At 39.7% G+C, this 13,308-nt stretch carries 12 protein-coding genes; all 12 read right to left on the reverse strand.

The genetic code is table 11. The features are described 5' to 3' along the window. Window positions 1–3 precede the first annotated feature (3 nt). The 12 genes from CHX27_RS08075 to CHX27_RS08135 all read right to left on the reverse strand — a co-directional run bounded on the left by CHX27_RS08075 (window position 4) and on the right by CHX27_RS08135 (window position 13,054). Window positions 4–1,440 (reverse strand): hypothetical protein, encoded by a 1,437-nt coding sequence (locus CHX27_RS08075; RefSeq protein WP_094486253.1) that lies wholly within the window; start codon window positions 1,438–1,440, stop codon window positions 4–6. Window positions 1,441–1,488: 48 nt separating this feature from the next. Beyond that, window positions 1,489–2,883, reverse strand: coding sequence for a hypothetical protein (locus tag CHX27_RS08080; protein ID WP_094486254.1), 1,395 nt, complete (start codon window positions 2,881–2,883; stop codon window positions 1,489–1,491). Between the two features lie 222 nt (window positions 2,884–3,105). Further along, window positions 3,106–3,810, reverse strand: coding sequence for an FkbM family methyltransferase (locus CHX27_RS08090; RefSeq protein ID WP_094486256.1), 705 nt, complete (start codon window positions 3,808–3,810; stop codon window positions 3,106–3,108). Further along, on the reverse strand, window positions 3,807–4,592 hold the full coding sequence (locus tag CHX27_RS08095; RefSeq protein WP_094486257.1) for a glycosyltransferase family 10 domain-containing protein: 786 nt from the start codon (window positions 4,590–4,592) through the stop codon (window positions 3,807–3,809). Before CHX27_RS08095 ends, CHX27_RS08090 begins: the two co-directional genes overlap by 4 nt. Before the next feature lie 194 nt (window positions 4,593–4,786). Next, window positions 4,787–5,650, reverse strand: a complete 864-nt coding sequence (locus tag CHX27_RS08100; protein ID WP_094486258.1) for a class I SAM-dependent methyltransferase — start codon at window positions 5,648–5,650, stop codon at window positions 4,787–4,789. Continuing rightward, window positions 5,647–6,510: an FkbM family methyltransferase gene (locus tag CHX27_RS08105; protein ID WP_094486259.1), complete on the reverse strand. Its 864-nt coding sequence runs from the start codon at window positions 6,508–6,510 to the stop codon at window positions 5,647–5,649. The genes CHX27_RS08100 and CHX27_RS08105 overlap by 4 nt, the downstream gene beginning before the upstream one ends. Next, window positions 6,510–8,207: an asparagine synthase (glutamine-hydrolyzing) gene (gene asnB / locus CHX27_RS08110; RefSeq protein ID WP_094486260.1), complete on the reverse strand. Its 1,698-nt coding sequence runs from the start codon at window positions 8,205–8,207 to the stop codon at window positions 6,510–6,512. Before asnB ends, CHX27_RS08105 begins: the two co-directional genes overlap by 1 nt. Then, window positions 8,195–9,160 carry an NAD(P)-dependent oxidoreductase gene (locus CHX27_RS08115; protein WP_094486261.1) on the reverse strand — a complete coding sequence of 322 codons (966 nt, stop codon included), beginning with the start codon at window positions 9,158–9,160 and terminating at the stop codon, window positions 8,195–8,197. Before CHX27_RS08115 ends, asnB begins: the two co-directional genes overlap by 13 nt. Next, window positions 9,120–9,824, reverse strand: a complete 705-nt coding sequence (locus CHX27_RS08120) for an acylneuraminate cytidylyltransferase family protein (protein WP_094486262.1) — start codon at window positions 9,822–9,824, stop codon at window positions 9,120–9,122. The genes CHX27_RS08115 and CHX27_RS08120 overlap by 41 nt, the downstream gene beginning before the upstream one ends. A gap of 10 nt (window positions 9,825–9,834) precedes the next feature. Beyond that, window positions 9,835–10,644, reverse strand: coding sequence for a glycosyltransferase family 2 protein (locus tag CHX27_RS08125; protein WP_094486263.1), 810 nt, complete (start codon window positions 10,642–10,644; stop codon window positions 9,835–9,837). Window positions 10,645–10,883: 239 nt separating this feature from the next. Further along, window positions 10,884–12,038: a UDP-N-acetylglucosamine 2-epimerase gene (gene neuC, locus CHX27_RS08130; protein WP_094486264.1), complete on the reverse strand. Its 1,155-nt coding sequence runs from the start codon at window positions 12,036–12,038 to the stop codon at window positions 10,884–10,886. Next, window positions 12,035–13,054, reverse strand: coding sequence for an N-acetylneuraminate synthase family protein (locus tag CHX27_RS08135; RefSeq protein ID WP_243388974.1), 1,020 nt, complete (start codon window positions 13,052–13,054; stop codon window positions 12,035–12,037). The genes neuC and CHX27_RS08135 overlap by 4 nt, the downstream gene beginning before the upstream one ends. Window positions 13,055–13,308 lie beyond the last annotated feature (254 nt).

Below are 13,308 nucleotides of genomic sequence, written 5' to 3' on the forward strand. Positions count from 1 at the left end.
TTCCTACTCTTTTGACTTTAATGAGGCGTCCTTTTGCGCTAAAGAATATAATTCTTCCGTTATCCGAGAGTTTACTTGCTCCAGCGGAAAACCTATTTGCAAATCAACAAACGATTTCCGCAGCGCCGACTTGTCGTCTCCATGCAACAACAACCGATTAATTGCTTCTAAGTACTGCTTTTCATCGGTGACAATATGACTCGCTTTCAACTCGACCAATGGAATCAAATGTCGAAACTTCAAATATTTTTGATCGTCCCAATAGCCGTTGTTTCCATTCCCAAAAACCGGATTTATAACCGGCTTGTCAAACAAAAAGGAGTCAATAGTAATCGTTGATAACACATTTATGGTGAACGCTGCGTGGGTTAAAATCGATTTTAAATCACACAAATCTTGAAAACTTGGCACGCGCTGCGACCAACTTTCAGTGAAAGGCGTTTTTGTCACTTTCCAGTCGGGATAGTTCCACTTAAAGAACGGATATTTTTCGGCAACTGCTGCAAAACGTCCCGGAACTTCTGCCGGAGAAGTACGCACCAAAACATTCACTGCTCGAACAAGCTTAGCTGCTTCAATAAACGAACCCAGAAAATCGAGGTAAACCGGATCGTTTTTGATGGTCGAGTCGTTGCAAGTGTAAACGATAAGCGGTAAATCTGGGTTCAAATCGAATTTTCGAAATAAGACCGCTCGACCACTTGAACTTTGATCGATTATAAAAGGAACAAATTGTGGCGTTCCCAAGATGGAAATTTGCCGTTCGTTAACTCTTGGATAAAATTCCAATAAATCAGCCTTCATCATCGAACTCCAAACTAAATAGTGTGAAAACCAGCCGGCCATTCTACCTTTTGATGCCAAGTTATCCCACGAAAACACAAAAGTAGATGCAGGCAAGCCGAGTGCTTTAGCTACTTTTAATAAAGGTGCAATAATCGGCGAACGCTGATGCGTAAATAACAATACATCGGGTTGGGTGCGACGCAAAATATCGCGATATTCCTTTAAAATTGGCTGTCCGAGGAAACTACTGTACTGTAAACGCTCGTCGCTTAACACAACACCTTCGCTATGAAAAATCTTAGAAATTAAATAAATAAAGCGATTTACAATTCCTTTCGGACTCCAAGCCGTTGAGCGTGTGCGCTGCAAACTGTTTCGAAGACCAAAATTGTGTTTGGCGTGCAGCTGCATGTGCGCTACTTCCTTAAACTTGCGAAACATCCAAGTTAAAAAACGCTCGTCGGACGGACGCAAAGGCACGATTTCAGAGCGGTCTTGAATATTAGGATAAACTTCAGCAGGCAAAAAACTTAATAGCACGATACGGTCAAAAAGCAATAATGCCTCCGAAACAAAATCATTGATAATGAAATTGCGAAAGCCTACGCCATCAGTAATTATCGATCCAAGTGTGCGGTTGTAGTAGTTTTGCATCAAAACGAAGATACATCCATTTTCCCAATAAATGCAAACGATTTGAACTTATTCGAATTCGTACAAAGTCTTTACAATCGTTTTATTAACAGCCGGTAACGGTACGCTTATCTGTAAATCTACAAAAGACTTTCGCGCTGCCGCCTTATCATCGCCGCCAGTAAGTAAAAAATTGATAGCCGTTAAGTATTGGTCGGAATCTTTAACAATCAAACTCGCATTGGCACGTTCCAAAACCTCTAAATGTCTGAATTTTAAAAACTTCTGATCATTCCACAAACCGTTACTTCCCGTTCCAAAAACCGGATTTATCACGGGCTTATCAAAAATAAACGAATCGATGGTGATCGTAGACATTACGTTTATAGTAAATGCCGCGTACTGTAACATCGACTTTAAATCGGAAATATCTTCGTGCGTGGGTGTTCGTTGCGCCCACATCTCGGTACCCGAATTTGATGCAATTGGCCATTTTGGATCGTTCCATTTTAAAAACGGATATCTTTCACGTATCGCCGCAAAACGCAACGGATCTTCAGCCGGCGAAGTGCGAACCAATACCGAAACTTCTTGTGTTAATTGCTTATTTTCAATAAACTGCGCCAAAACATCCAAGTAATGCGGATCGTTTCTACTACTCGAATCGTTACACGTAAAAACCACCAAAGGCAAATTCGGATTCAAATCGAATTTCTTGAAAAAATCTGCCCGTTCCTGACCAAACGAATCGGTTACAAAAGGAACAAACTGCGGCGTTCCCACCACATGCACATGCGTCTCTGAAACCGAATCGTAAAATTCCAACAAATCGGATTTCATCAAATTACTCCAAACCAAATACCGATCAAAACTACCCGCCATTCGTCCCTTAGACGCCAAATTATCCCACGAAAAAATAAATGTTGCCGTTTTGATTTTCAGATCTTTAGCACATTTTATGACCGGAGCAATAAACGGCGGACGTTGGTGCGTGAAAAACAGAACATCCACTTTATGACTCTCTAGAAGATCACAAGATCGTTTTAATGCCGGCTGACTATAGTAGCTCAGAAATTGCAAACGCTCTGCCATTTGAATTACACTTTCAGAATGTAAAAACCTAGAAATGAAGTGTATAATTGCATTCAAAACTCCGTGCACATTCCAAACAAAAGTTGTAGTTGCTTTCAAATTATCGTTAATTCCAAAATTTCGAGCAGCAAATTTTTGCATGTGCGCCACTTCCTTGAATTTTCTAAAAAACCAAGTAGAAGTGCGTTCAGGAATAAACTCCAGCGGAACTATAGTAACCGATTCCGAAAATTGCGGGTATATATGACTTGGTAAAAAACTAAAAATTACAACTTCATCAAAAGTTTTTAACGCCTCGGAAATAAAATCGTTGATGATAAAATTTCGGAAACCTACACCGTCTGTAATCACAATTCCGAGTCGCCTCTTCATATTCTAACTTTTTAATGCAAAGAAAAAGTAATTTTCGCAGGAGCGGATGTGATGGCAGAAAAATTTACTTGTTTTACCATTTACATTTTGGGCGTTCCGGTGGCAAAACGAACATCGCTTCGCAAAAAAGCGTTCCTGCCACCGTCAGGCCATCCGCTGTATCTTTTGCCTACGTACCTCCGGCAAAAGGATATCGCTACTGTCCTTAACGCAAAAAAATCGTTACCCAAAAAGCCGTCTCAAAATCGAACCTTTTTTCTTACGTAACTTCCATTTGAACAAACGATACTTCATAGCTGCATTCCACTCAGACTGCAAAACATAAACGTTATCGGTATCTAAAGTAAATACTTTCAGATAATTAAGTTCTTTCAAAAACTCCAAAACCCGATTATCTTGGTAGTTGTTCTCAATCACTAAAACACGGATATGCTGTTTCTCAAAAGCAATTCCTTTTAGTACTTCAAGTTCGTTTCCTTCCGTATCAATGCTCATAAAATCGACAGTTTTATGACTGTCTACTAAACTAGAAAGTGGCTTTACTGCAATTTCTAGTTCGATGACCGACCCGCCGCGTTTCTCTAATTCGCGCGCAATTCGTTGTTTGTGCTCTGCCGCATAAAAATCGGTGAAACCACTTAACATTTCTGCATAACCCGATATGGAGGTAAAACGCAAAACACCCTCGACAGCACCTAAACCGCAATTTTCGCAGCGAACTTGTCGTGCCGTCTTCAACTTGTCGAACACCTGCGGATTCGGTTCCACGCAAATACCGTCCCAACTCCTGTAAAACTCAAAAAAAGCGCTATTGCTGTAGGTTAAACCGTCGTGAGCTCCTACATCAACGAAAAAACCGCCTTTCTGTTTGGCAAAAACAACCTCATCTAAAAACCGATCTTGCTCAAATTGAGAATGATAGGTCATAACTTCCTACTTTTAGTTATTGCATACCATTTGTACTGCAAGCGTACCCAAATTTTCTGCAACCTGATGCTTAGCGGAATATTGTCGAAATACGCCGAGCCGCCGGGAATTTCTACACGCTGCGGAACATTCGGCTGCTTTTCCGACGCCAAAATAGCTTCCATTTTATCTACTAAAAACGGAAATAGTTGGTGCTTGTTTAAAACATCAGTGCGCGCCTCGATGATGTAAGGCAATCGCTTTTCCCAAGTTTGATCATCAACAATCGATTGCAAATCCGACAATAAAGTTTTCGATCGCGGATCCAAACGCACATACGATAACGGATGAAAATAGGTATCAATGTCCGTTGCGCCAAAGTATATGGGTAAACAGTAACTCAAAAAGGCATCGGCAATTTTCTCAGTCCAATAGCCGCTGTGTGCATAATTCTCGAAAGCAATCACATACTTAGCCGATTTAAAAACCGTGTACTTATCGTCGATCGGATTTATTCCCCGGCCGTAAATCTTCACAAAACTGTTTTGCAATTGCACCACGACTTTCATGCGCAAATAATGCCCACTCGACGTGTGTAAATTGCTTGTTACCCAAACCATCTCGTCGGTTTTATTTAAATCTTCCCACGAGGTACTGCGCAATGTATCGTAGTTAACATTAATATGCCACGGAAGTGCACCATGCGAAAACGAAATTTGTTTATTGCGTATTTGTCCGAAACGAACAGCTACTTTTTTATTTCCGAATTGCCGGTAGGACGCAACTTCATTGGGCGGTTCCAACGAAACATGAATAATCCGATTTGGTAGAACGCTGGTTTTAATGTTCTCGCGGGGCTGATCTAGTATTACTAAAAAATAGCACTCGGTTACCGCTTCCTCGGTAAATAAAAATCGGCCCCAAGAAAGTTATTCACCGGGCGTTTGTCTCTTTATATCAGGGTACGAGAAGTACCTCAAAATCCGAACCAACATTTTTACGAAGCTTTAGAAAGCACAATAAGCTGACTTCTAGCAAAAGTATCATTAATGTACTTTGGTAAGTAGCGTTCTAACCGAAATGCCAGACGTCGGAATTTTCGATCAAACGAACCGGAAGGTAAAAGCCTGTGAAATTTCTGAATGGCTCCAATACAATAGATATCAACTTTAGAAAAATACTGCAAGCCTACTTGTTGATAGTGTTCCGAGGAATTTGGACGGTCGGGATGCGGATCGGCTTCCTCCCATGCTTTAAAGGCTTTTCGCTGCAAACTCGACGGCCGTCCGGAAACAGGTATCATAAAACGTAACTTATCGAGCCACAAACTATTAATGGCCGGCTCGAAAAAGCGCGCTTGTCCACCTGGTTTTAACAACCGAGCCGTTTTTTCAAGAAATTGTCGTTCTAAATCTAATGTCAGATGGTGCAAAAACGCCTTTCCAACTACAAAATCAAACGAAGCTTCTTCTTTAGTGTCGTATTGTAAAAAATCGCCAAAAACGTAAGTTATCGGTTTTGGAAGCACTCCCGACGCATTGAGTTCGGCAATGATTCTTCCAGGTTCATCGGAAATATCGTTTGCAACCACTTCAGCGCCAAGCATGGTCATAATAGCGGCGTTTAAACAATCGCCACAACCCATTTCAAGCACGCGCTTTCCTTTCAATTGCTTTCTGAAATCGTTGAGATAGAAGCCTTTCCAACTGGTATCGGTTTGCGTAGTATCGTCTAAAAATGCTTCAAATCGCTGCAATACTTTAATCATTTTTGCGCCTGATGTACTGCTGTACAGCGCATCGTATTGCAATTTATTTTTTTCAAGCGTTTTTTCGCTGTTAGTCGAATCTTCAGATCTCATAAAATTAGCTGCTGATTGTAAGCAATAGTTAATTCTCCGTCGTCAAAATATGCGAAATTGTAATGATCTAAAACATTCAAAATGGTTTGTTTTTCAATCACATCTTCATGTATTTCGATAGCAAGTACTTTAGTTTTTTTAAGAAAGGTGAGATCTGATTTCTCAGTATTAAAAACCTCTGCTTCTGCACCTTCAATATCAATTTTAAGAATATCGATTATTGGCCATTCCAATCGGTTTTGAAGATCCGAAATACTGACACCGTGTAAACCTGTATCGGTTGTAGTTTCCTGAACACTCTTAGCCCAGTGATTTCCATCACCGTAGGAACTATTCACTTCCAAAAAAGTATCGCTGCTCCAAATACCGCTCTTAACCAATTGTGGGTCAAACAGATTGTTCATCCTAAAATACTGTTCGATAGACTTAAAATTTTCAGTATCTGGTTCAACGATACAGATTTTTATATTCGGAACAGCTGTATTGAAATAAAGCGATGTTAATCCAATATTTCCTCCGCAATCTAGAAAGTTGTCTGGCTCTTTCTTGAAATTTTTACGAAAAGCCTCTAATGTCGACCTATATTGCTCGTCTTTAAACACTTGAGTAAAAACTTTGTAATCGCTCGACGGAAAATGTCGTAAGCTAATAACGGCATTCTTCAATTGAAACTGAATGGTAATTCCTTCAGAATCAAATTTTAGAACCTTACCCGAATAGCGTTCTAAATCACAAAATAACGTATAAAGCTGATTCTGACTATTAGCTATCGCTGCACCAAAAAGTCGTCGAACGAAATATTTACAAATCTCAATCTGGAATGTAAACGGAATAAAAATAAATTGTGAAAATCTCTTCATCAGGGGAATAACAATTTTGCCGAGCTAATATACTGCCAAATATGAAAACTACTTTGATTATCACCTTTGAAAAATGCGTCTAATTCGTGTACTAGTGCTTTTCCGTCAAAAAATTCATGTGTTTTTAAGCATTCGGTCATTTCTAAAACCCATGTTTTTAACTCGATACTCAACCATTCGCGCTGTGGCGTTTGCAGTGGCCGTTTAGGAGCATATACGATGTTGTGATCTAAATATTTAGAGGCAATTTGGCGAAGTAACCACTTTTGGGTACCGCATTTAATTTTGAGATCGTAAGGTTGTGCAAAAACGTATTCAACAAGTCGATAGTCTAAGAAAGGCTCACGAAGCTCGGTTCCGTAGAGCATAGAAACACGGTCGTTGAAACGCAAAGCTCTGGGTAATTTGGTGTGAAATAAATCGCGGTATTGCAGGTTTTTCAAATCCGATTCAAAAGGCTTCTCAATTGCAGGTTTTTCGGCGCGCGAACGAAACTCGCTATCTAAAACATTTATTCTAAAGGGACTTTTTGACGTTCCCTGAATTACCGAATCACTCGCGTTTAAATAGTAATCGTATCCCGCCCAAGCCTCATCGGCTCCTTGTCCGTCGAGTAGTACCTTCACACCCAAATGACGTGCATTTTTAAAAATTTGTGAATACGCTAGTGTTGGTATTCCTCCGAAAGGTTCGAGCTGGTGTTTCGACAATTCGTCAAACAATTCAGGCACTTGGCGATATTCTAGAGGAACTACGTGCAAAGGGAATTTTGTGCCTGCTAACATACCCCTTACCCATTCTAATTCGTCATATCGTGGGTCATTACAAACGAAAGTGAATACATTAATCAGACTTTCATCGAAATTTTGCGCTTTTATTAAACCCAATAAAGTACTCGAATCAACTCCACCGCTTAAATTAAAACCAACTGGTACATCGGCACGAAAACGCAATTTTGTCGCATGCAACAGCAACTCTTCAATTTGAAGGCTACTTTCGATCTCCGACAAAAGCTTTACTTCGGCAACGCGCTGCGCAAAATCGTACCAGCGTTTTATTTCGACCGCATTATTTCGGAAAATTAGTTGTGATCCTCCGGGGAGTTGCCTTATGTTTTTCCAAAAAGTTTCATCAGTTGCACCATAGGAACCATAAACAAAATATGAGCTCCAGACGCTATAATTGATATTTTTTGAAACTCCAGCCATAAAAAGTGCTGCTATTTCCGAGCTAAAAATGAACTGATCATTAGCATAGTAGTAATAAAAAGGCTTTACACCAAATCGATCACGAGCAGCAAACAAGGTTTTTTCTACTGCATCGTAAACAGCAAACGAGAACATACCATTTAGATAGGATGTAACTTCTTTGCCGTACTTTATATACGCTGCTAATAGCACTTCTGTATCGCTTTGGGTTTTGAAAGTGTAATCTGTAGACAACTGAATTTGTAATTCGCGGTAGTTGTAAATTTCTCCGTTGAAGACGAGCGTGTATCGGCGACAAACACTTTCAAAAGGCTGATTTGCAGAGCCTGATAAATCAATGATACTTAAACGATTGTGTCCCAGGAATTCATTTTCACCGACCTGCCTCACAGCGTCGAAATCTGGCCCGCGGTGTGCTTGTGCAGCAACCATTTTCTCCGCAACTTCTCGAGTGGCGCCTGCTCCTAAAATGCCAATTATTCCGCACATTCGTAATTCAATATCTTTAGTAGTTTCTTCATTACAAAAAACTCTGTTTCAGCCATAGATTCAATCGTTGCGCCTGCGATATGCGGCGTTACTATTACATTATAACCTTCGTTTGCCAACTTCACCAATGGATTTTGATGAACTGATTTTTCTATAAACTCATCGACAATTACATCTGTGGCAACTCCAAACACCTTTTTATTTCGAATTAGCTCAGCAAGATACTCTTCATCCCAAACCGCGCCACGCGATGTATTAATTAAAACTGCGGTTTCCTTGCAGTAACGCAACAAGCTAGCGTCAACAAAATTGTGATTTCTGGAAGAATAATCGATATGAATGCTGATAATATCTGCCCATGAAAATAGTTCTTCGGCAGTAGGCATCTTTAAAAAGTCGGTTGAAACTTCCACCGGATCGTAAAAACCAACCTCCATTGAAAATGTTCTTGCGTAGTTTGCTACTTGTTTTCCTACTCTTCCCAACCCTAAAATACCAATTCTTTTATTTTTAAGATTTCTACCACGAAATTGATCGCGTTGCCAATTGCCTGCATTAACATCAGTACTCGCTTTGATGGTGTTTTTGTATATCGACAAAAGTAAACCCCACGTAAACTCTGCTGTCGAGGGTATGGAACTTAGAAATGCTGTTTCACCCCTCAAGGAGACAACTACTCCACCGATCGAATTGAAATAGTTGGTATCGATATGGTCTAATCCCGTCGTTGCAGTTACGATGTATTTGAGTTTGGGAAGTTGCTTTAAAATATCGCTTCTAAAATGAAATCGTAGCCTAATAAAGGCAATATCTGCATTTTCCAGCGCGAGCAACAAATCAGCTTCAGATTTTATATCAAAAAGCCGAACAGAAAAAAAATCCTTTAATTTTTCAACAACAGCGGGATTGAAATTATTTGATTCTGTTATCGCTAATGTGAGTTTTCCATTCATCGTAAATAATTTCGGCGATTTTTAAATCTCGCGGTGTGTCAATGTTTAGCAGAAAATTAGCATCCATTTCATACGGAACTTTGTTTTTAATCATTAGTGTTTTTTCTCTGAGGAAATTAGCTGATCTAATGACGTAAAAACAACCGTTTCTAATAAAAACTTTATCGAGATCTTGCCTTCGTTTTGTTTCATTTTCACTTTCCAATGAAACAAGTCTTAAGTTTTCCAACCTATACATTCGTGCAGGATGTAAATCTTCGATTGCGACCACGCTAACAACAGCATCCGTATTTCTGTCATTTTTTAAAATTTCAATCACTTCATCTAAATTCGCACCAGTGCGCAGAGGTGCGGTTGGTTGAAGAAGAACGATTGCATCAAATTCTTCCTCCACAACACTTAGAGTATGCAATATGGCATCAACAACTGAAGAGTCATCTTGAGCGAGGTTTTTCGGCCGATTGATTACCTGACAACCTGCTGCTTCTGCAACTTCTGCGATATTTTCGCAATCGGTAGTTAAAACCACCTTCGTAAGCAATTTAGCATTCTTTGCGCACCTAATCGTGTGCTCAATTAAGCTTAAGCCGCCAATTTTCGCTAGATTTTTACCTGGAATTCCTTTCGAGTTTCCTCTTGCTGGTATGATTGCTATCGTTTTCAATTACTCTCTATCATTTTGTAAAGACACCTTTTTTATTGCTTAAAGGAATTTTGATTAAACTATATTTTGTAACGATGTTTGACCAATAGGTTTTCGCTGCAATTTTTAGTGCCCATGGTACTCCTTTGATAACACTAAGGAAAAAGTTGCTCTTCGAAACTGTAGCAATTCCATCAATCTGAAATTTAGCTGTAGCATCGGTTATAAAACTATTTGAATGCTTTTTCTTAGTGTAGAGAAAATAACACGGAACATTCGACTTCACAACAAATCCTTGATCAAGAACTTTTAAACACCATTGTTTTTCCTCGTTTGCACTAATTTCTTCGTTGAAAAGAATTGCAGTTGCAACTGTTTTTCTAACAGCTGAGCAATTCGCTACTATCAAATTTTCCCAATCAATAGAATGGCTGTAATTTTCTTTGGTGAGCAAGAGTGGCTCTTTTGCACTTTGCATTACCTGACGAACATTTAAAATTGGAGTGCACCTAACCGCAGCAATGTTACGATCAGAAAATTGTTGAACAAGGTCCTCTAAAAATCGGGTAGTTAGCAACGTGATGTGCGAGCTTAAAAATAAAATGAGTTCAAAAGAACATTTTGAAATACCGAAATTTAATGCATATCCGTAAGAAAAATCGCGATCTAATAAAAAAACTTTACAGCCATACTTTTCTGCAATTTCGACGGAATTATCCGTGGAGTGATCGTCTATAAAAATAATTTCACAATCAAAATTTAGCTCCTGCTTTCTGATGCTGGAAAGTGTATTCTCAAGATAACCAGCTTCATTTTTATTGCGAATTAAAATCGAAAGCATCTTACCAACATTTAAAAATTATCGTATACAAAAATGTAAAAGTACTGCAACATACTTTAATAATTGCGATAAGTTTATTGTCAATTTTTTCTGTGTGCTAAATACCGAACTGTCATTTTTAAAATATGCGACTCTTGTTGCTTCAAGCATCTAGTGCGGTCAACAAATGTAAAACAACAATTGCGTTTCAAATTTTTAACAAATAAAATATCACTCCTTCTCTCAAAGCTTTTGTTTTACTAGTAGGAAATAGTTTTATGAAAATGAAGCGGTACTGTTGTTAGCAAATTGGCAATTCGTTTTCCGGCAGAACCATCACCATATAAATCCGACGATTGATAGCGTATGCGCTCTATTTGCCATTGAATGGCATCTTTAATTATTTGAGTTTCGTGAACCACGTCGACTACATTTTCGGCACGATCACGCCTATTTTGACGTGTACCTACATTTACAACGGGAACTCCTAAAAAGGCCGCTTCTCGAATACCAACGCTGGAATTTCCTACCAGCACTTTTGCGTTTGCAAGAATCCGAAGAAAGTCGATTCCGTCCATATTTTTAAAAAAATGAACGTTCTGTATATTATTATTTTCTCTAAAAGCACGAATGCCTGTTGACGTGCCGTCGGCTCCCGCATCAATATTTGGCCAAAACCACAAAGTAGGTAAATTAATCTCTATAACTGCTTTAAATGTTTCTTCAATATGTTGCCTCGATTGCGTGTACTCGTTTGTTACAGGATGCTGCATCACAACTAAATAGCCATTCGATAAATCCGGCTTTTCTCCTACCCCTCCGTACTTTTGATAGGGGTCAAAATCAAGTTCTGGATTTGCTAAAACTTCTACAGCTAAATCAATCGACGGACAACCCGTGTTAAATACAAAATCCGGATTTTCGCCCAATTTGATCACACGTTCCTTTGCACCTTCCGACGCAACAAAATGATAATCAGCTAATTTTGTTACGGCATGACGCACTTTCTCGTCGATGTTTCCTGTGACTTCTCCTCCTTGAATATGCGCCAAAGGAATATTCATATAGGATGCCGAAATAGCCGTAGCGATTGTTTCGAAACGATCGGCGATCGAAACCACGATATCGGGCTTCAGATTATCGAAAACTGTACTTAATTCTAAAATTCCGATTCCTGTAGTTTTTGCTGCTGCGGTAAGATTTTCGCCTTCCAACACATTAAAAACACGCGCTGTAACTTCAAAACCATCGGCTTCGATACGTTCAACGGCATTTCCGTAGCGATCGAGTAAAGCCGATGCAGCCACGATAAGCTGTAACTCGACATCGGGTGCGTTTTTAAGCGCTGTAAGTACGGTTTTTACACGACTGTAGGATGGACGGGCGGTTATAACAACAGCTATTTTACGTTTCATGAAAGATCATTCTCAGTTAAAAAATCCCATTGTTTTAATGGGCGAAGCAGTTTTTTGCCAATTACTTGTTTATAATCGGCGGCGGGAATACCGCAATTTGCTGGCTTTTTACTTTCTAAATCAGATTCTTGTATCAGAGCTCCCTGTTCTAAATTCCGATTTACAGCCAAGCTTTTGCCAAAGAGTGTTTTTAAACTCTTGAAATCAGCCGTATGGTTCTTGACAACCGGATTTTGCAAAGCTTCATACACATCATTTGCGCCAGCGATCAGCTGCTTTACTTCTGGAAAAGTTAACGAGGCTTTTGCATCTGGTCCGAAAAGATCTTTGTCGAAAACCACATGAAATTCAAGTATTTCGGCACCAAGAGCCACGGCAGCAATTCCAGTACTCGATTTTGCGGAATGATCCGAAAAGCCAATCGGAATTTGGTAACGCAACTTCATTTCGGCAAGCACATTGAAACCGTATTCGGTCGCTTTTGTTGGATAAGCTGTTGTACATTGCAATAAGGCAAGCGGGGTATTCCGACTTTTAAACAGCGAAACTGCGGTATCGAGCTCGGTAAAATCGCTCATCCCGGAAGAGAGAATCACAGGCGTTCCAGTTTTTGCAATCGCTTCGAGCATCAACAAATTACTCAATTCGCCGGAACCAATTTTGTAGGCTGTGAGTCCAATTTTTTCGAGCATTTTTACGGCAGCGACACTAAAAGGCGACACGATAAAATCGAGTCCGACGGCCTCCACATGTGCTTTAATGCCTTGCCATTGTTCGAAAGTAAACTCCATGCGCTTCCAGTAATCAAAACGCGTGGCATCTTCGTAAGAGAAATTCGTTCGAAAAGTTTCGGCTTTGCTACTTTCTGCTTCAGCAATATGCATTTGAAATTTAACCGCATGCGCGCCGGTTTTTGCAACGGCATCGATATAGGAATGTAAAATCCCAAGGCTGCCTTCGTGCGCTTGCGCAATTTCGGCGATATAGTAAGGAAATTGTCTCAAAAACATCTGCATAAAAGTAGCGTAAATTTAAAATACCTCAAAAAAACTAGCAGTAATTTGAGGGTAATTCCATGCAATTCTGCACAAATGTAAAAGACTGGGATTTTATGTCGCTAAAATGGTACTTATTTGGTGCCGTTGTTGGGTGATTTGATGGAAAAAAATGGACAAGAATACGTATTGCGAGTGTTGGCGCGCGTTAACGTTGGCTTTCTGATTGGTTTTATTTGGGCAGCATTTCCGGCTTTCGGCTGTATCTTTTTATT

The organism is Flavobacterium aurantiibacter (assembly GCF_002251775.1).
Lineage (GTDB): Bacteria > Bacteroidota > Bacteroidia > Flavobacteriales > Flavobacteriaceae > Flavobacterium > Flavobacterium aurantiibacter.